This window comes from Kribbella sp. NPDC055110 (genome assembly GCF_053607525.1).
Genome location: NZ_JBSGTS010000005.1, coordinates 262,783 through 281,258, shown reverse-complemented (window position 1 = coordinate 281,258; position 18,476 = coordinate 262,783). Strand labels below are relative to the sequence as shown.

Below are 18,476 nucleotides of genomic sequence, written 5' to 3'. Positions count from 1 at the left end.
CTGCGGGGCGGGGTGGGGTGCATTTAATGGGGCTGCGCGTCGCGGGGTACTTCGGGGGACGGGCGACGGCCCACCGGCTCTTCTGCTTGGGGCGCCCCCGGGCCGGGGTCGCGCTCGACGAGGGTGGACCGACGTTGACCGGTCTCGATGTCGCGGTGCGGGAGGTGCCGGCGGACGTCAACAGCTACGCCTGCTTGGCGGGGCTCGTCGCGCCACGCCCTGGCGGAGTGAGTCGGTTGAGCACCTTCGCGGCGGAGGACCCGGCTGCGTGGGTTTCGACGTACATCGACAACGTACTGATCCCGATGCTCCACCTGTACGCCGAGACAGGCATCGGGCTCGAGGCGCATCAGCAGAACACGCTGGTGCGCCTGGACGGGGCCGGGCGGATCAAGGGCGGCGCGTACCGGGACAACCAGGGGTACTACCTCGCGTCGTCGTACCTGCGTGGTCTGCTGGCAGTCACCGGGCTACGTGACTCCACGCTGGCGGTGGTGGACGACCCGATCGTCGACGACCGGCTGACGTACTACCTGCTCCACAACCAGGCGCTGGCCGTCGTGGGCTGTCTGGCGGCGGACGGGGTCGCAGACGAGGACGACCTGCTCGGTGTGGTGCGTGAGCGGCTGACACTCGCTCTACCGCTGCTGAAGGCTGCTGGACCTTCTGGCGATCGGCTGGCGCGGCGATGGCTCGAAGCGGAAACGCTGCCGTGCAAGGCGAACATGCTGACCCGGCTGCGGGGCATTGACGAGGTAGTAGCGCCACTGGACGCGCAGTCCGTCTACCTCGACATCCCTAACCCGCTGCTGTGACTTCGTTCGAGCTGCGCCCTGCAGGGCCGGCTGACGCCCCTCGCATCGCACAGTGGATGGCGCAGCCGCACATCCGGCGCTGGTGGCATCAGGGCTGGTCCGTGGAGCGCTGGGCGGAGGAGATCGAGCAACAGGCGGCGGGGGAGCACTCCACGCCGTACGTGGTCGCGGTGGACGCGGAGGAGTTCGCGTACGTCGAGTTGTACCGGGTCCGGCTCGACCGGCTTGCGGAGTACTACGCGTACGGCGAGGAGGACTGGGGCGTGCACGTGGCGATCGGTGACGTCACGCGCGTCGGCCGGGGGCTCGGGCGACAGCTACTGCGTTCGCTCGCCGACCGGGTGCTGCGCGCAGAGCCAGCCTGTTCGCAGGTGGTCGCCGAACCGGATATCGAGAACACCCCTTCCGTCCGAGCGTTCGCTGCGGCCGGATTCGTCCAGCACGGGCAGCTACAGCTGCCCGAGAAGACAGCACTACTGATGGTCCGTACCCGGGCCCTGCAGGGAGGCATGACATGTACGACGTGATTGCGATCGGCTGCGGGCCGTTCAACCTCGGACTGGCCGCACTGGCCTCCGAAGTGCAGGATCTTGAGCTCGCGGTCCTGGACAGCCGGCCGGAGTTCACCTGGCATCGCGGGCTGATGTTCGAGGACGCAATGCTGCAGGTGTCGTTCCTGGCGGACCTGGTGTCGTTGGTCGAGCCGGCGCACCACCTGTCGTTTCTGTCGTACTTGAAGGACAGCGACCGCTTGTATCAGTTCTACGTGCGGGAGAAGTTCCATCCGACGCGACGGGAGTACGAAACGTACCTGCGGTGGTGTGCTGCGCAGCTGGACTCACTGCACTTCGGCCATCACGTACGGGACGTGGTGTGGAACGGCTCTGTGTTTGAGCTGACCGTGGAGCGTGGTGATGCAGTTGAGACCTTCGAAGCGCGCCACCTGGTGGTCGGCGTCGGTACGGAGCCGTTTGTGCCCGCTGCGCTGGCTGGGCTGCCTGAGGAGCGTTTCCTCCACTCTGCGGACTTCCTGTTCCGGCGCGACGATCTGCTGCGCTCTGGCCACGTGACCGTGGTTGGCTCGGGACAGTCCGGTGCTGAGTGCGCACTGGACCTGCTGCGGGCCGACGGTCCTGCTGTGTCCTGGTTGACGCGGACGCCGTCATTCGCCCCGCTGGACTACTCCAAGCTGGTCCTGGAGATGACGACCCCGTCGTACGTCGACTACTTCCACGGCCTGGACGAGCCGGTACGCGACAGGCTGGTGAAGGAGCAGTGGCGGCACTACAAGGGCATCTCGTCGGAGACGCTGGACGACATCCACGACGTCCTGTACTCGCGGGAGCTGCCGGCTGAACTGCAGTGTGGTGTGGCTGTCGTCTCTGCGGTGGCGCGTGCTGACGGGCTTGAGCTCACCATGCTGCACGCAGACAGCGGGAAGACGTTCCAGCACACGACGGGCGCTGTGGTTGCGGCAACCGGCTACCGGAACCGTCCGCTGCCGTTCCTGGCGTCGCTGCAAGAGCAGATCGAGCACGACGCTGCCGGCCGCTGGGTCATCAACCGCGACCACAGCGTGCGTGGAGCTCTGGAGGGGCGCATCTTCGTCGCGAACGCCGACCTGCACAGCCACGGCGTCGCTGCACCGGACCTCGGCATCGGAGCGATCCGCAACGCGACCATCCTGAACAGCGTGGCCGGCCGAGAGGTGTTCCGGCTGCCCAAGTCCACCGCGTACACGACGTTTGCGATCCCGGGATGAGTGTTTGGACCCAGTGTTCGTCGGAGCTGCTGGCGAAGCTCATCTCGCAGTTCTGCACGGAGGGGTTGCTGGAACCCGTCGACAACCGGCTGGACCTCGGTCCGGTGTCCTACGCGTTTTCCGCGACCCGTGGTGGTTTCGGCAGCTGGCGGGTCGATCCGGCGTCGATACGACGTACTACGGCCGGCATCCTCGGCAACGACGAGAGCGAGGTCGCCACCGACCCGATCCGGTTCTTCGTCGACGCCGCCGACGTACTGGGCGTCGACGGGTCCACCGTGGCCGGGTACGTCGCGGAGCTGACGAGCACGCTCGCGGCCGACGTACGGATGGCTTCGACGGCAGTGCCCGCTGCTGAGTTGCTGGAGCTCCACCACACCCGGCTGGAAGGACACCTGACCGGGCACCCGCTCCTGGTCGCCAACAAGGGCCGCCTCGGCTTCTCCGCCTCCGACAGCGAGCGCTACACCCCAGAGGCCCGTACGCCGCTACACCTGGTCTGGCTCGCCGTACGACGTGGTCTCGCCGAGTTCCGCGGTACGCCGGACCTCTCGGAGCACTCCGTCATCTCGAGGGAACTGGACCCGTCGACCGTGGAAGCGTTCCGCGCACGGCTGGACGACCCGGACGCGTACGTGTGGCTCCCGTGCCACCCGTGGCAGCTGGACCACGTCGTACGCACGCAGTGGGCGCGCGAACTCGCCACCGGGGAGATCGTCGCACTGGGGGAGAGCCCCGACGAGTACCTCCCCACCCAGTCGATCCGCACGATGGTCAACATCTCGAATCCCTCGCGCTACCAGGTCAAACTTCCCCTGAAGATCCTCAACACCTCGGTCTACCGCGGCATCCCCGAGCATTGCACGCTGGCCGCCCCGATGATCACCCAATGGCTACGCGGCCTCTGGTCCCGCGACGAAACACTCTCAGGCACCGAGCTCCTCGGCGAGGTCGCATCAGTCACCGTCCCGCACCCCGATCTCTCGCCCCACCCCGGCATCCCCTACCAATGGACCGAAACCCTCGGCTGCATCTGGCGAGACCCCCTCGACCCCCGCCTCCAGGACAGCGAGACCGTGTGGCCGCTGGCCGCCGTGCTGCATCCCGGCTTCGCAGCAGCCGCGATTACCCGCTCCGGCACCGACCCCCAAACCTGGCTGAGCCACCTCCTCGCCACCCTCCTGCGCCCGCTGCTCCACCTACTCCACCACTACGGCATCACAGTCAACCCACACGGTGAAAACCTCGCCATCATCTGCTCACCCACCGGCCTCCCCACCCGCCTCGTCATCAAGGACCTCGTCGACGACATCAACCTCTCCACCGACCCAATCGTTGCCCGAGGCCCCGAACCCGACGCCCACATCCGAGTCCTCCCCAGAAAACCCTGGCCAATCCTCCGCCAGTACGTCGTAGACGCCCTCCTCCTAGGCGTCCTCAACCCCCTCTCCGCCCAGCACCTGATCCCGGAAGAATCCTTCTGGTCCCTGGCCCGAACCGAAGTAGACCTCTACACGAGAACCCACCCCGAACACGCCACCCGCCTACAAGCCACCGCCCTAACCGGCGAAACCTTCCTCCGCTACCCCCTCAACGGCTACCGCCTAACCCTCGGTTACACCGACCTCGACACCCGCCCACCCATCCCCACCACCGGCACGATCCCCAACCCCCTCCACGCCGCCGACATCTCGCAAGCGTCCGCAGATTGACCCGTCAAAGGCCCGTGCAGCAGGCGGTTTCCGAAAGGTTTCATTCGCAATCGCGCCGATCGTCTGCAATCCCTTGCCAAGGTGTCTCCAAGGCGGATCAAATGGCCCATGCAATCGCCTCGCGCAACCGGAGTGAGGGTTTCGAATGCCGGAGCGCACTCGCCACGCGGTGCCAGAGACTGTAGGGCCATCCGCATCGCCCTCAGCACTACGTGTGTCTGAATTGACACGCTCGGTCACCCAGCCCCTAGACTCCCGAGTCATCAGGCACTTGGCGGGATGGAGGAGTTCAGCGGGGTGACACTCTTCTTTGGTCAGCACGCGGGGGCTACTGCCGTCGAGCGCCGAGCCACCGCGGCTCCGGAGCTGGCTACTCAGTGGGCTGTCCGGCGGAATCTGGTCGGGCCTACTGCCGAACGTCGTGTGCGCATGCTCCGCGCCATGCTCGAACAGGACGGACCACGGCAGACGGTCGCCTTTGTGCGCGTCTGGCAATTGAGGAAGCGATTGCGGGAGTATCGAGAGGTCCTGACTGCGGCATGGTCAGACAAGACCTCTTATCAACGGACCTCGCAGAGCTTGAGGAGCACTACATCACGCTCTGTCGGCCAATGCGGTGTGAGTTCCGCATGGGTCATACGCCGGCTCGGGTGGTCGTTCCGGTGGCGCGCGAGGTATTGCGTGGGTGACGTCGTCTTCCACGGTTCGGGCGGAAGCCGGACCGAGCTTCATTGCTGGATCGAGTATGGAAATTCCTCATCGACGAAGCGTCTGGTCATCGACCTCACTTGTGACCAGTTCGAACCATTGAGGAACAGGCCGGTGCTCTGTGCGTCCTACGAGAGCCTCATCGATGATTCGATCGAGTACAACGCGTTGGACCGGATGCGGTTTCGGGAGTTACGCAAGGACGATGTCTGGGCGCGTTACCAGGTCCTCGTAAAGGCCGCCAAGCGGCCGCGTCCGCTGGGCGCATTCGTCCGGTCGACATAGCGGCGAGGTCTATTGATGCCGCGTATCATCAACTTGGCTGGGTGAGGGCCCAGCGAGAGCAGGAGACCGCGGGATTGTCGGGAGTCAGGCGGGACGCCGATGACGACTTGCTTGCGATGTTGCCTGTGGGGCTGACGCTGGCTGACTGTCGGCTTCCGACGTCAGGCTTTCTGGATGTTGTGTCCAAGGTCGGGGAGAGCCGTGGTGTCGAGGCGCGAGGGCTCGCCGTACGAGCCCGGTTGCATCTTCCCCGAGTGGCTCGACCGGATGGGACTGTGGGTCGGCGGCTGGCGCTGGCCGAGGTGAGCCGAAGCGTTCGGCACCTGTCAGCCGATGTCGCTGCGATTCGTCGGCTCGTACCGACCGGCGGCGTTCGTGACCTCGATGACCTCAGGTTCGTCGTGTACGACGATGACAAGGCTTTCGCGGTCTTCACCCACATGCACTATCTCAGGAGTGCACGGTCGGGGTCGGAGAACTTCGCCTTGGTTGATCGATCGAGCGATTTGCCTGTTGCGCTGTGCAGCGCGACGCCGCTGGACTGGCGTCGTCTCGGTGGCGCGCTCGAGCAGCGATACGGCGTGCCGGTAGCGCAGATCTGGGATATCTCGCGGGTCTACTCGTTCGAGGTCGCCCCCTACAACGCGATCTCCAGGCTGTTGGCTCAGGTGCGGCGCTGGCTCCGGCGCCAACGGCGGAACGTGCGCCTTCTGGTCACGACGGTGGACCCCAATCTGGGGTTCACCGGCGCCAGTTATCGAGCTGCCAACTGGCAGGAGTGGCTGCGTGTCAGGCCGCGGCCCTACCTGTATCTCAACCGGCAATACGTCAGCCCTCGGCAGCTACGCCAGGAGTTCGGTACAGCCGGCCGGCACGAGTTGCGTGAGCGACTGGGAGTGCAGCTCGAGGTGAGTAGTGCAGCGCTACTCGACTCGTCGATCTACGGCTGGCGTCTCAAAGGCGCGACCGAGCCGATTCCACGCGACCAATTGCCGATCCTGCGCCGATGACCGCGCAAATCCGCGGCTGGAGAATTGTTCGCCACTGTGGATCACATCGCCCGCGAGCGCAGCGCAGAACGCGTCGCGCGCGGTCGCCGACCGCTTGTAGACCGAGGTCAGGAAAGGAATCTGAACGACGTCCTCGGTGGACTTCGAGTAGATGGTGCACCCACCCTCTCGTAGTAGACAGACCGATCCAACCCCGTCCTCCAGGAGTTGGCGAGCAGATGCGTCCGAGTCGCACTGCTGCAGAGCGGTGCCTCTGACAAGCTGAAGTTCCTCAGGGTGCGCAACGACATAGTCGACTCGCTCGAAAGCGCCGGGAGCGAGCGTTGTGTCAGCGTACGGCTGCGCCGGTGTCACGATCGTCAACGGCCGAGCGTCTCCGGCGTCCCGCAACAACGCGAGGATGCGCTCGGCGGTCGCACAGGGGGCCTCGAAGGTCATCAGTACCGCATTGCTCTCGACCAGCTCCGAGCTCAGTTCGTCGCAGTCCCAGGGGTCGAGACGAAGCTCGTTTCCATTGCGCCAGCACGCCTCCAGACTGCGGCCCAGGTCCGTCTCGAAGACGCCCGTGAACGGCGTGTCTCCTCCAGGCACGATCTTGAGCAGCGAGGTGTCGACAGAATTCGCTCGTAGATAGTTGACGATCGCCGTACCAAACCGATCATCGGTAACAGCCGCCACGAGCGAGACGCGATGTCCGAGCTGTGCCGCTGCAACGGCCTGGGTCAGCCCGTGTCCGCCTGGCGAAAAGGCGAAGTCGTGCGCCTCGATCGATGTCTCCCAGGACGGACGTTCTCTGATCTGGAACACCGCGTCCATTACTGCCGCACCGACGACAATGATCCTTCCCCGGTCTTGGGGCGCGCGAAACAGGTCGTCAGCGAGCGATGTCGGCGGCACGCTGGTCGCGACTCCGCGAGGGTCCGCCTCAGGTCGGACCAACTGCCAGGCGAGCGTCCGAAGTGCGGCCGGCTCGATCGTGCCGGCAAGGTCATACTCGCTGGGGACGTTGCCGATTGGCGGCGAGCCCGCAACGTCGGTGAGTGCCTCGTGAAGGCTCTGCCAGTTCTCCAGCAGCGCGTGCCGCCGGTGGCTCAGTCGGCTGTCGGCGAGCCGTTGGATGGTTTGCCGACTGATCCCGGATTGCGCATATCGCTCAGCGAACAGTCCAAGGCCCAGCGCAGCGTCGACCACGACTCGGTCAGACGTGTGCAGTTCGTGGACGCGTTTCCCGACAAGCACAGATCGTCCAGAATGCTGGTGGGAAGAGATTCCGCCGCACGCCGATCGCAATTTCTCCAGAATGTTCAGCGCAAAGCCCTGGAGTTGGTCGGAAGAAATACTTTCGTGCACGCTGCCCCCTGTCGGTGGTTGGCCGCGGCGAACCGCGGCCAACGGTTAGCGTTGCTGGGAGGTGGTTCCGGTCTTCACGAACTGGTCACCCTGAGTGGGCGGCGGCTCGCCGTTGAACAGCTCAGCCAGCATGAAGATCCCGAATCCGAAGACTGAGATCACGATGACGGCCAGGAGGAAGACCAACTTCCTCCAGCAGCTGACGAGGTAGTAGGCGATGAAGATGATGAACATCAGCGCGACTGCTTGACTTCCGGCCATGGTGAGCCTCGATTCTGAATTTCACACAACCATTCGTGTCACTGGTCAGCTGCCAAGGATCCCCCCGGATCCCCGCTTGAAATTCTTCTCAAGACTGATTGCAACTCATGACATTTGGGTGTCAATGGCATCTTTTTGGCCTCTGTCGGCACTTTGGTGAGCGCCCCAGAGGCTTGTCAGACCAAATGGCGGTGCACAGTTACCGGCCCGGGACATCAGCCGGTGTGCGGGGTGTGTCGCCGTGCCAATCGGTCGGAGGGCAGTCGTCAGGTCGCACCTGGCTGGTGCATCGACTGCCAATCGGCAGCCCGGCTCACGCGAAGTATTTCTGGTACATGGCGTCGACGCGTGCCCGCAGCGGGGGCGATGGGGACTTGAGGTAGTCCTCGGCGACCGCGGCCATGGCGGCTGCTGCCCAGCGGACGGCGGCAGCGAGAGGGCGCTGTTCGATCAGGCCCGTCGCGAGGGCGGCGCAGAACGCGTCGCGGGTGATGGACGATTCCTTGATCACCGATGACGTGGAAGGGATGTCGATCGAGTCACCGGCCGGCAGGTAGACGGTGCCGCCCCGTGTGCCGAGCACGCAGAGAGCCTTCAAGCCCTGCTTCAGGAGTTCAGCGCTGATCATCTGTGGGTCGTACCGTGCGTCCGGCGATCGGGCGTAGCGTTCCAGCTCCCAGGGACGTGCCACTAGATAGTCGATCTGGCGCAGGGCTTCCCGCGTCAGCCCGGCGTCCGGGTAGGGCTGCCCCGGCGTGACAATGACGAGGGGACGTTCGGCCGGTCTGCTGGCAACCAAGTCCAGAGTTCGATGAAGAACAGGCAGCGGGATCTCGAAGGTCAGCAGCACAGCCGCAGAACTCGACAACGCCTTGGCGTGCCGGTCGAGGTGTCGACTATCGAGTTCCAAGGGACCGCGCCAGACGGCTGCGGCGCTTTCACCGAACGGTCGCTCGAAGATGCCCGTGGCCGGTGTCGTCGCGTTGGGTACGGCCTTGATCAAGGATCGGTCGACGCCCTCGAGCTCCAGATGATCAAGGATCTCCTGGCCCTCGTGGTCCTTTCCGACAGCGGTTAGCAGCGCCACGTCGAAGTCGAGGCGAGCGACTGCGACTGCCTGGCTGAGGCCCTTTCCGCCTGGAGATCGGCTGTAGCCGGTGGCGATCCGCGACGTCTCCAGGTCGGGTGGGCGATCGACTCGCCAGACATGATCGATCGTCACGCCACCGACGACGATCACCCGACCTGTGGGCTTCAGCTGTGCTTCAGACGCGGACGGCGCAGTCACTGTGAGACCGGACGTTCGGCCGGAGCTGACCAAGTGCGCGGCATTGAGTACGTGGACGGCGAGTCGCTCGAAGACCTCTTCCTCAGCTCGCCCGCGGAGACTGCGGTCGCTCGGCGCGTCTGGTGCTCCGGCGAAGTCGGGCCCAGCCAACGCCTGGTGAAAGTCAATCCAGTACGACAACACCACCGCACGCCGTACGCCAAGGTCTCCGGATTCGAGCTTGTGGAGGATGCTTGCCGGGATCCCAGCTGCCTGGTAGACGTCAGCAAAGCTGCCCAGTCCGAGGACTGCGTCGGCAATGATCCGGTCGGTCGTGATGTCCATACTGCGCACCTGGTCGCGGACCAGTTCGACGGCGACCACCGTCGGGTCCTCGCCCGTGCGTTCGGTCCGATCGCGTACTGCCGGTAGATGGAGGAGAGGCTGCGCCCGACTGATTGCAAGCCTCTGCGGGGTCATGCCGTCGTTCTTCCGGAGCGCGACGAACATCGAGACGAGGGCAGCTACCTCGGGTGATCGTGCGGTGAATTGATCGGACATCTGACCCGCCAAGGGAGAGTTGGAGTCATCGCCAGGTTTCGCCGGGGAAGGCACGGAGCATTTGTTCTATGCGGTTCCGGTCGGGAAAGGTACGAGCGTTTGCGTAGTCCTCCGTGAAGCTGGCCATGGCTGCGGTTGCCCATCGGACGGCGTCGTCGGTGAGTGAGCGGTCTTCGACCAGTCGGGCAACGAGGGCCGCACAGAAGAGATCTCTCGTGATCGAGGATTCCTTCAGCATCGACGGTGGCGGAGTGATCGACCTCTGAGGTGAGTTCTGGGAGTAGATGGTTCCGCCTCGGTTGCCGAGTACACAGACCGACTTCACGCCCAGGCGGAGGAAGTTCTCGCCGAGGTGGTTCGAGGCTTGTCTGCCGGGCGTGTAGTAGCTGAGCCGCCGAAGCTCCCAACTGTGTGCGACCAGGTAGTCGATCTGGGCGAATGCCTGACCCGACGGCGGGCCTGTGTCGTAGGGCTGCCCGGGCGTGACGACGGTGACTGGACGTTCCGGACCCAGTCCGGTCACGAGGTGCAGCGTGCTGGAGAGGACATCCTGCGGGATTTCGAACGTCAGCAGTACGGCATCGCAGGCCGCGAGTACGGCGCGATGCCGGTGGACGTCCTGCATGTTCAGGCTGACGGCGCTCTCGTTGTGCCACACGACTGCGGCGCTCTCGGCATCCGGGAACTCGATCACCGCGGTCTGAGGCGTTGTCTCGTTCCGGACGATCTTCATCATCGAGGTGTCGACGCGCTCATCCTCCAGATACTGCTTGATCGTCGTACCATCCTCGTCGTCGCCGCAGGCGGCGATCAGCACGACCTCGAGACCGAGACGGGCGGCCGCGACCGCTTGACTCAGACCCTTGCCACCGGGTGATCGGACATGGTCGGTGGCCCTGACAGACGTCTCGGGCAGCGGTACGGCGTCACTGTGGAAGACGTGATCCATCGCGACGCCACCGACGACGACAACCCTGCCCTGTGACGAGGTACGCGCACCCTCGGAAAGGGTCCTGGGGGCTGTGGTGATCGGGCCTGCCAGCGAATGCTCGTCGGAGGAGCCGGTGATCAGCATTGCCAGATCGCGGAAGATCCGTGGCTCGATAGTGTCGCGGAGATAGCGGTCTCCGGGTGTCTCGGGAGCACTGGCGCCGACGGCCTGGTGCAGATGGTGCCAATGATTGCGCAACGAGTCTCGCCGGTCGCCCAGGTCGGCGGTTTCGAGAGTCCCGATCACTGGCGGTGGTACGTGTTGGTCGGTGTACTCGGTGAGGAAAAGTCCCAAGCCGAGGACGGCATCGGCGACGACCTGGTCGGAGAGGACCGAGAGTTGGCGCACGGCGTCGATGACGACCTGGATCGCGGCGGCTGCAGGATCACCGACGCCGTGTTTCGCCATGTACTCGCGCACCGCGCGAGAGCCGAGCAGGTTACCGGCGCGGTCCTCGGTCAGTCGGGATTGCTTGAGACCTTGATTCTTCCGGAGCACGGTGAAGTCATAGACAAGCGCCTTGGCCTCTGATGGCAAGAAATGGTCGCCAGACATGGTGCCCCCGGTGAAACAGTCGCCAGAAATTTCAGTATCCGCCAATTGGCAGGACGGCGACCGGCCGTCGAGTGTCGTGGAGATGGGACGAGCATTTGATTTTCAGTGGAGGTTGGCGACCCAGCGGGTGGCTTGTTTGGCTTGGGTTAGGCGGCGTTCGTAGGTGGCGCCTGTGGTTAGGAGGATCAGGCCGGCGGTGGCGAGGGTTATCCAGCGGGGAATCAGGGGGGACACCTCCAGGAATTGGGCGATTCCGATTTTGGCTACGGCGGCGGAGCCGATGATGAAGGGGGATTGGAGGGAGTAGCGGACGGCGAGAAGGATGAGGAGGACGGCGGCGGCTACTACGAGGGTTGCGCGGAGCCAGTTGTCGGTGGTGTCGGCGGTCAGGGTTGAGGGGGCGAGGCCGAGGAGGAGGCCGGGGCCGAGGTAGACCCAGCTCGACTGGTTGCGCCAGGCAACGATGCCGACGGTGAGCAGCATCAGTGCCGGCGGGATGGTGTACCACTCCAGGGTGTGTGCGTCGGCGCCGAGCATGAAGGTGGTGTTGGCGATGATCAGGAGGAGGGCGGCCTGCAGCAGGGTGGGGCGGCGGCGCGGGTTCATGCCGTAGGCAATTAGCGGGGCGGCGACGATCGTCAGGACCACCCCGGTTGCGGTGAAGGGGGAGGCCGACACGGCGGCGATCTCGGCCAGTACGGCGGCGCAGGCGGCGGTGGTGAGCAGGACGGGTTCTAGCGGCTTGCCGACGTACCCGCAGGTGACGGCGATGCCGATCGCGGCGACGACGGCGAGTGCGACGGCGGCCGGCCACGTGTCGACGTACCCGTCGAATGCGAACAGGACGATCGCGAATTGGGCGCTCAGGCTCGCGACGGCGGCGGTGGGGACGGGGTCGATGAGCTTGCGGACTGCGGCGAAGAGGGCCAGTACGGCGAGGATCGCGGCGAGGTAGCCGAGTTGGCGGATGTCGTCGGTCGCCACGCAGTACATGAGGTCGACGGCGGCGACCGTGATGGTTGCCGTGTGCAGGATGATCGCGAGTTTTCCGGTACGGCGGGCCGCGACGAGTTCGACGATGGCGAGGGCCGCGGCGAGTGCTGTGGTGAACCAGCGGCTCGGGCCGGGGAGTTGCGGGAGTGTGGTGGCGACCGCGAAGGCGGCGGCTGCGGCGCAGACGCACTCGCCGAGACCGGGTGAGAGCGCGGCGGGGAGCGGGCGTTTGCGGAGGATCGCGATGCCGGTCGCTGCGGCGACGCAGACGACCGCGGCGGTTGCGATCGTGATGGACAGAGTGGTGGTGGTCACGAGGCCCAGCAGGGTACGGGTCATGCCGGCGACCAGGATGCCGCAGAAGACGATGGTGGCGGTGATGGATCCGGTACGGCGGACGATCGCGGTGCCCTTCGCGGACAGGAACAGCGTGCCGACGACCTGCGCCAGGAGCGCGCCGAGGAGGACCGGGAGGCTCGCGCGGTCGATCAGGACGAGTGGGACCGGGATCTGGGCGGCGATGACGGTGGTGACGCCGTACGTGACGACCTTGGGGGCGAGGCGGGTCATGACGAGGGCGAGTACGGCGATGGTCGTGAAGACGATCGCGCTGTAGGTGAGGCCGTCGACGGCGGTCGGTGGGATGAGGCCGAGGGCTCGGGCGCCGTACAGGTCCACTGTGAGGAGGCCGGTGCCGAGGATGGCGAGGGCTTCGGCGGTGCCGGCCAGGGTGTGGCGGCTGGCGGGGATCGAGCCGGCGAAGGAGAGGGCGGCGAGGGTACCGATGATGGCGGCCTGGGCGGCTACGGGCAGGTTGTCCCAGTTGACGGCGAGGAAGGTGACGCCGGCGGCCAGGAGGAGGAGTACGCCGAGGGTGAGGAGGGTGGCCTGGGGGCTCAGGCGGCGGATCCTCGAAGGCTTGGGCGGCCGCGTCGGACGAGCAGCAACAGGCGCAACAGGCGGGGCGACGGGAGGGGCGGGAGGAGGGGCTGGGAGGTGGATGCCGAGGTGGGGTGGGGCGGCGGGGAGGGGGCGGTGGGGTTGTGGGTAAGGCTGTGGATAAGGGGCCGGGGTGATCGTCAGGTGGAGCGGGGCGCGGCAGGTGGGGCAGGTGATGGCGGCGGTCGGCATCGGGTCCTCCTCGGGTCGCATCCACTGTCCCGAGAAGGAACGGCCCGCCGCTTGAGTACGTCTACTCAAAGTTCTGACGTAGGCTGCTGCGGTCTGCCGATCGTCCAGACCGGCGTGACGAACACGGGGAGCACCATGTACACAGGGCATACCACAGGGCATACAGGGAACACTGGGCACGTGGAGCTCGCGAGAGCTCAGCAGGAACGGTGGGACTCGGCGTACGCGAGGCGCCCGCAGCTGCACGGGCCGGACCCATCGGCCGCTGCACAGCAGGCCGTGGAGCGGTTCGGTGCCGCAGGCATCGATGACGTGCTGGAACTCGGCGCCGGCCACGGCCGCGACGCGCTCTTCCTGGCCCGACAGGGATTCAGCGTGCACGCCACCGACTTCAGCGAGACGGCGCTCGACCAGCTCCGGCACGAGGCGCAGCGCGAAGGGCTCGACGACCGCGTCACCGCCGCGCTGCACGACGTCCGCGACCCGCTGCCGCCGGCCGACGGCGCAGTGAACGCGGTGTTCGCGAATCTCCTGCTGAACATGGCGTTCTCGCTGTCCGAGCTGCGGTCACTCGTCGGCGAGATCCACCGGGTGCTCAGCCCGGGCGGGGTTTTCGTGTACGCCGTGTGGTCGACGGAGGACCCCTGCTCGCAGTACTGGCAGACGCTCGACGACGGGTTGTCCATCCACGACGGCTTCGTCGGCAGGTTCTTCGACGAGGACCTGGTGCGTGAGCTCGCCGAGAACTGGAACCTCGACGAGCTCACGCCGTACCACGAAGGACAACGCGTGCTGTGGCGCGTCGCCCTGTCCAAATAGACGCCGTCCAAATAGACGCCGTCCAAATGGCTAACTGGCCTGGCTGACGCTCGACATGTTGAAGTCGGGGATCAGCAGCGGCGGCGTCGCGGTCCGGGAGAAGTAGTCGCCCCATTCCCGCGAGTACGACGGAACGGTCGTGCCGGCCGCGGTGAACCGGGCCAGCAGGTCGACCGGGCTTTCGTTGAAGCGGAAGTTGTTGACGGCCCCGGTGACCTCGCCGTTCTCGACCAGGTAGACGCCGTCGCGGGTGAGTCCGGTGAGCAGCAGCGTCTGCGGGTCGACCATCCGGATGTACCAGAGGCAGGTCAGGAGCAGTCCGTTGTCGAGCCCGGCGACCAGGTCGTCGGTCGAACCGGTCGCACCGTCGACCGTGACCACGTAGTTGTCGATGCCCGGTGTCGCGGTCGGTGCGTCGATCAGACCGGCGGTGTACCGGCTCGTCATCAGGTGTTCGAGTTTGCCGCCGCGGATCCAGTCCGTGGCCGCGAGCGTGAGTCCGTTGTCGAAGACGCTCGACGATCCGCCGGACGAACGGGCCACCGCGAACGCGAACGTCTCGAGGCCGGCGAGCGCCGGGTCGGAGTGCAGGCTCACGGGCTGTGACGACAGGGGGTCGCCGAGCCGGGTGCCGCCACCGGCCTTGGAGAACACGGTCCGGCCCTCGACCGCGTCCCGACCGTCGAGCTGCCAGTACAGGTACGTCATCAGGTCCGCGACCGCGGCCGGCGGCAGGATCGTCGGGTGCCGGCCGGCCTCGACCGACACGGTCCGCTGAGCCCAGCCGAGGCGGCGGGTGAGCTCGGCGTCGAGCGCGAGCGGGTCGACGTCGGTGAAGTCGCGGGTGGCGGTGCCGACCCAGGCGGACTGGCTCAGGTCGGTGTTCTTGCCGGTCGACGACACGTACCCGCCGGGGAGTGCCTGGCGCAGCCGCAGTCCCGTCGAGGACCCGACGTACAGCGTGGTGACCTCGTGGTTCGCGAACCCGTACAACCGGCGCTCTTCGGCAGAGGCGCGTTTGAGCGATTCGCCGAGCGAGGGCGCGAACTTTTCGTACACGCCGACGGACGTTTCCTCCGGCTCGAGCTCCCAGTCCGCTCCCGTCGTACCGTCGACGAGCGGGCGGGCGTCCTCGGCCGGGCCGGCGGCGCGGGCGGTCGCGATCGCGGCGGACACGATCTCGCGCAGCGAGTCGTCGGTGACCGAGGAGCGGCCGATGACGCCGGCCGCCGTACCCTCGCCAGCGCCGACGGTGGCGATCACAGTCACGCTCGAGCCGCGCATCGCGCCGTTCGTGGTCAGGGTGTTGTTCGCCCAGCGCAGGTTGGTGCTGGAGGTCTCGGCGACGAGTACGACGCAACCGTCGGCGCCCTCGGCTGCGGCCAGGGTAAGACCCCGCTCGATGGTGTCCTGCGGGGTGAGTTGAATGCCCGTCACCGGCCGGCCTCCTGAGTGGTGTTGAGAATGCGGATGCCGCGGAACAGTGCGGACGGGCAACCGTGGCTGATCGCGCCGGACTGTCCGGGCTCGGCCTTGCCGCAGTTCAGCGCGCCGCCGAGGACGTATGTCTGCGGGCCGCCGACGGCCTCCATCGACCCCCAGAAATCGGTGGTCGTGGCCTGGTACGCGACGTCGCGGAGCTGACCCTCGAGCTTGCCGTCGGTGATCTTGTAGAACCGCTGGCCGGTGAACTGGAAGTTGTACCGCTGCATGTCGATCGACCAGGACTTGTCGCCGACGATGTAGATCCCGTTCGTGACCTGGCTGATCAGTTCCTCGGTGGACGGGCCGTCCGCGGCGGGCTGCAGCGAGACGTTGGCCATCCGCTGGATCGGGATGTGGCCGGACGAGTCGGCGTACGCGCACCCGTTCGAGCGGGGCGTGCCGAGCACGTCCTCGTTCTTCTTCGCCATCCGGCGGTCGACCTGGTACCCGACCAGGATCCCGTCCTTGACCAGGTCCCACTGCTGGCCCGCGACGCCCTCGTCGTCGTACCCGACGGTGGACAGGCCGTTCTCCGCCGTGCGGTCACCCGTGACGTGCATGATCGGCGAGCCGTACTTGAGCGTGCCGAGCTGGTCGAGCGTGGCGAAGCTGGTGCCCGCGTAGTTCGCCTCGTACCCGAGGGCGCGGTCGAGCTCGGTGGCGTGGCCGATCGACTCGTGGATCGTGAGCCAGAGGTTGGACGGGTCGATGACGACGTCGTACGTGCCGGCTTCGACGGTCGGCGCGGCCATCTTCTCGGCCAGCCAGCCGGGGATCTGGGCGAGCTCCTCGTCCCAGTTCCAGCCGGTGCCGGTCATGTACTCCCAGCCGCGACCGGCCGGCGGGGCGATGGAGGACATCGAGTCGAACCGGTCCTCCGCGACGGCGTGCGCGGTGATGTCGGGCCCGATGCGGACGCGTTGCTGCGTGTACGACGTACCGGCGGTGTTCGCGTAGTACTTGCACTCGTGGATCGTGGCGACGTGGACGCTGACGTGCGCGACCCCCTCCGCCTTGAGCAGGCGGTCGCTGTAGTCGGTGAGCAGCGCGACCTTCTCGGCCCGCGGAACGCTGAACGGGTCGATCTCGTACGACGAGATCCAGGTGACGTCGTCGTACGTCGGCTCGTCGGCGAGCTCGATCGTCTCGGCGTTGATCGGCCGGGACACCTGGGCCATGTTCACGGCCTGCTCGGCCAGACTCACCGCCTCGTCGGTGGTCAGCGCGACACCGGCGGCGAAACCCCAGGTGCCGTCGTGGATGACGCGGACGGCGAGACCGAGGTCCTCGTCGTCCTTCGCGTTCTCCAGCACGCTGTCGCGCAGGGAGATGGACTCGGACCGGATCCGCTCCAGCCGGAACTCGGCGAACGTGGCCCCGAGGTCACGGGCGCGCTGGAGGGCGGCCGCCGCCAACTCCTGCCGGGGGAGAGCGAGAAAGCTTGCGTCGATATCTGGCACGACCCCGACCCTATACACGGGAACCTGGAGATGATCGGCGGTGTAGTGCCAGTGTCCGGAAGTAGACAGGAGGCCTTTGACCAGCCCCGGTGAGGAAGCCGAGATCGTGGCTCGGGTGCGCGGCGGGGAGTCGGCCGCGTACGGCGAGCTGGTGGATCGGCATGCCTCCGTGGCGAAGCGAACCGCGGTGTTCCTGGGCGCCGGAGCCGATGCGGACGACGTGGTGCAGGACGCGTTCGTCAAGGCATTCAGAGCGCTCGGTGGGTTCCGGGAGGGCGCGGCGTTCCGGCCCTGGTTGCTGCGGATCGTCGCCAACGAGACCCGGAACGCTCTGCGCGCTCGTGGACGCCGGGCTCGGCGGGAGGAGCTGGCGGCGCCGGTCGACGTCGTACTGGATCCGGCTGACGCGGCTGTGTCGTTGGAGCGTCGTACCGAGTTGCTGGCCGCTGTACGCGCGTTGCCCGAGCAGATGCGGTTGGTGGTGACCTGCAGATACCTGCTGGACCTGGATGAGCAGGAGACCGCAGTAGTACTCGGCTGGCCGCGAGGAACCGTCAAGTCACGGCTGCACCGCGCACTGGGCCGGCTGCGTGACGCCCTACCCGACAAGGAGGTGCAGCGATGAGCCTCGAAGACGAACTGCGATCCGTCGGCCGCTCAGTCGTCGTACCTCCTGTAGACGACTCCCTGACCGCAGCAGTGCTGTCACGGGTCGCTGACGTCCCGGTGCGGAAGCGGCTGCGGGACAGGTGGCGGGCGTTCCTTGCCGGCTTCCTCATCCTGATCGCGGGCGCTGCGCTCACCCCTCCGGTACGGGCGACGGTTGCGGAATGGCTGCACATCGGGGGAGTCCAGGCGGAGCCGGTGGGCACTGGGCCTCGGAGTGCGCCGGCAGTTCCGACAGTGGCCGGTCACATGTCCGTGGAGGCCGCTGCACGCGTCGCTGGCTTCACGCCGCAGCTCCCCAAGGCACTGGGTACGCCGACGGGGGTAGAGGCGTCCAAAGGCTTCCTGGCGACCAACTGGGACGGCGTACGGCTGGAGCAGTTCCAGTCCGGGCTCGAGCCGCGGTACATCAAGCAGTACTACGGCGGGCTCGAGTACGTCCCCGACGTACCCGGCTTCTGGTTCAGTACGCCGCACGAGCTCGTGCTGGTCGACAAACGCGTCGTACGGATCGCAGGCCCCACGCTGGTCTGGGAGCGCGACGGTGTCACGTTCCGTCTCGAAGGAGTCGACAAGGCCCGGGCCGTGGAACTAGCGATCGGAACCTCCTGACCGCGAGCGGTGTACCAGCGGCAAAGGGAACTG

At 66.5% G+C, this 18,476-nt stretch carries 16 protein-coding genes; 9 read left to right on the top strand and 7 right to left on the bottom strand.

Features of this window, described 5'->3' with window-relative positions; genetic code table 11:
• Positions 1 to 26 precede the first annotated feature (26 nt).
• The 6 genes from ACWF0M_RS11105 to ACWF0M_RS11080 all read left to right on the top strand — a co-directional run bounded on the left by ACWF0M_RS11105 (position 27) and on the right by ACWF0M_RS11080 (position 6,292).
• The gene (locus ACWF0M_RS11105; protein ID WP_452235461.1) at positions 27 to 815 is read left to right on the top strand and encodes an IucA/IucC family C-terminal-domain containing protein; all 789 of its coding nucleotides are present in this window, start codon (positions 27 to 29) and stop codon (positions 813 to 815) included.
• Positions 812 to 1,342 (top strand): GNAT family N-acetyltransferase, encoded by a 531-nt coding sequence (locus ACWF0M_RS11100; protein ID WP_452235460.1) that lies wholly within the window; start codon positions 812 to 814, stop codon positions 1,340 to 1,342. Before ACWF0M_RS11105 ends, ACWF0M_RS11100 begins: the two co-directional genes overlap by 4 nt.
• Complete coding sequence (locus ACWF0M_RS11095) at positions 1,330 to 2,577, top strand: lysine N(6)-hydroxylase/L-ornithine N(5)-oxygenase family protein (RefSeq protein WP_452235459.1); 1,248 nt, start codon at positions 1,330 to 1,332, stop codon at positions 2,575 to 2,577. Before ACWF0M_RS11100 ends, ACWF0M_RS11095 begins: the two co-directional genes overlap by 13 nt.
• Positions 2,574 to 4,289: an IucA/IucC family protein gene (locus ACWF0M_RS11090; RefSeq protein ID WP_452235458.1), complete on the top strand. Its 1,716-nt coding sequence runs from the start codon at positions 2,574 to 2,576 to the stop codon at positions 4,287 to 4,289. The genes ACWF0M_RS11095 and ACWF0M_RS11090 overlap by 4 nt, the downstream gene beginning before the upstream one ends.
• Before the next feature lie 681 nt (positions 4,290 to 4,970).
• On the top strand, positions 4,971 to 5,282 hold the full coding sequence (locus ACWF0M_RS11085) for a hypothetical protein (protein ID WP_452235457.1): 312 nt from the start codon (positions 4,971 to 4,973) through the stop codon (positions 5,280 to 5,282).
• 125 nt (positions 5,283 to 5,407) lie between these two features.
• Positions 5,408 to 6,292 carry a Mom family adenine methylcarbamoylation protein gene (locus ACWF0M_RS11080; RefSeq protein ID WP_452235456.1) on the top strand — a complete coding sequence of 295 codons (885 nt, stop codon included), beginning with the start codon at positions 5,408 to 5,410 and terminating at the stop codon, positions 6,290 to 6,292.
• Here the strand turns inward: ACWF0M_RS11080 and ACWF0M_RS11075 are convergent.
• The 5 genes from ACWF0M_RS11075 to ACWF0M_RS11055 all read right to left on the bottom strand — a co-directional run bounded on the left by ACWF0M_RS11075 (position 6,206) and on the right by ACWF0M_RS11055 (position 13,401).
• Complete coding sequence (locus ACWF0M_RS11075) at positions 6,206 to 7,642, bottom strand: PfkB family carbohydrate kinase (protein ID WP_452235455.1); 1,437 nt, start codon at positions 7,640 to 7,642, stop codon at positions 6,206 to 6,208. The genes ACWF0M_RS11080 and ACWF0M_RS11075 overlap by 87 nt on opposite strands.
• Positions 7,643 to 7,687: 45 nt before the next feature.
• Positions 7,688 to 7,903: a hypothetical protein gene (locus tag ACWF0M_RS11070; protein ID WP_452235454.1), complete on the bottom strand. Its 216-nt coding sequence runs from the start codon at positions 7,901 to 7,903 to the stop codon at positions 7,688 to 7,690.
• Positions 7,904 to 8,216: 313 nt separating this feature from the next.
• Positions 8,217 to 9,731 (bottom strand): PfkB family carbohydrate kinase, encoded by a 1,515-nt coding sequence (locus ACWF0M_RS11065; RefSeq protein ID WP_452235453.1) that lies wholly within the window; start codon positions 9,729 to 9,731, stop codon positions 8,217 to 8,219.
• A 25-nt stretch (positions 9,732 to 9,756) separates the two neighbouring features.
• Complete coding sequence (locus tag ACWF0M_RS11060; protein ID WP_452235452.1) at positions 9,757 to 11,220, bottom strand: PfkB family carbohydrate kinase; 1,464 nt, start codon at positions 11,218 to 11,220, stop codon at positions 9,757 to 9,759.
• 159 nt (positions 11,221 to 11,379) lie between these two features.
• Positions 11,380 to 13,401 carry an SCO7613 C-terminal domain-containing membrane protein gene (locus ACWF0M_RS11055; RefSeq protein WP_452235451.1) on the bottom strand — a complete coding sequence of 674 codons (2,022 nt, stop codon included), beginning with the start codon at positions 13,399 to 13,401 and terminating at the stop codon, positions 11,380 to 11,382.
• A 180-nt stretch (positions 13,402 to 13,581) separates the two neighbouring features.
• Here ACWF0M_RS11055 and ACWF0M_RS11050 point away from each other — a divergent pair, with 180 nt between their 5' ends.
• Positions 13,582 to 14,220, top strand: a complete 639-nt coding sequence (locus tag ACWF0M_RS11050) for a class I SAM-dependent methyltransferase (RefSeq protein ID WP_452235450.1) — start codon at positions 13,582 to 13,584, stop codon at positions 14,218 to 14,220.
• Between the two features lie 30 nt (positions 14,221 to 14,250).
• On the opposite strand, the gene ACWF0M_RS11045 is transcribed toward ACWF0M_RS11050, so the two are convergent.
• Entirely contained in the window at positions 14,251 to 15,657 is a 1,407-nt protein-coding gene (locus ACWF0M_RS11045) for a metallopeptidase TldD-related protein (RefSeq protein ID WP_452235449.1), read from the bottom strand.
• Complete coding sequence (locus ACWF0M_RS11040) at positions 15,654 to 17,165, bottom strand: TldD/PmbA family protein (protein WP_452235448.1); 1,512 nt, start codon at positions 17,163 to 17,165, stop codon at positions 15,654 to 15,656. The genes ACWF0M_RS11045 and ACWF0M_RS11040 overlap by 4 nt, the downstream gene beginning before the upstream one ends.
• Positions 17,166 to 17,241: 76 nt before the next feature.
• Here ACWF0M_RS11040 and ACWF0M_RS11035 point away from each other — a divergent pair, with 76 nt between their 5' ends.
• Both ACWF0M_RS11035 and ACWF0M_RS11030 read left to right on the top strand, forming a co-directional pair.
• Positions 17,242 to 17,790 (top strand): RNA polymerase sigma factor, encoded by a 549-nt coding sequence (locus ACWF0M_RS11035; protein WP_452235447.1) that lies wholly within the window; start codon positions 17,242 to 17,244, stop codon positions 17,788 to 17,790.
• Positions 17,787 to 18,443, top strand: coding sequence for a hypothetical protein (locus ACWF0M_RS11030; protein WP_452235446.1), 657 nt, complete (start codon positions 17,787 to 17,789; stop codon positions 18,441 to 18,443). The genes ACWF0M_RS11035 and ACWF0M_RS11030 overlap by 4 nt, the downstream gene beginning before the upstream one ends.
• Positions 18,444 to 18,476: the final 33 nt, after the last annotated feature.

Coding starts and splice junctions, on each gene's coding strand:
- ACWF0M_RS11070 (WP_452235454.1), bottom strand. CDS start 7,903: ATGGCCGGAAGTCAAGCAGTCGCGCTGATGTTCATCATCTTCATCGCC.
- ACWF0M_RS11065 (WP_452235453.1), bottom strand. CDS start 9,731: ATGTCCGATCAATTCACCGCACGATCACCCGAGGTAGCTGCCCTCGTC.
- ACWF0M_RS11095 (WP_452235459.1), top strand. CDS start 1,330: ATGTACGACGTGATTGCGATCGGCTGCGGGCCGTTCAACCTCGGACTG.
- ACWF0M_RS11105 (WP_452235461.1), top strand. CDS start 27: ATGGGGCTGCGCGTCGCGGGGTACTTCGGGGGACGGGCGACGGCCCAC.
- ACWF0M_RS11055 (WP_452235451.1), bottom strand. CDS start 13,401: ATGCCGACCGCCGCCATCACCTGCCCCACCTGCCGCGCCCCGCTCCAC.
- ACWF0M_RS11090 (WP_452235458.1), top strand. CDS start 2,574: ATGAGTGTTTGGACCCAGTGTTCGTCGGAGCTGCTGGCGAAGCTCATC.
- ACWF0M_RS11030 (WP_452235446.1), top strand. CDS start 17,787: ATGAGCCTCGAAGACGAACTGCGATCCGTCGGCCGCTCAGTCGTCGTA.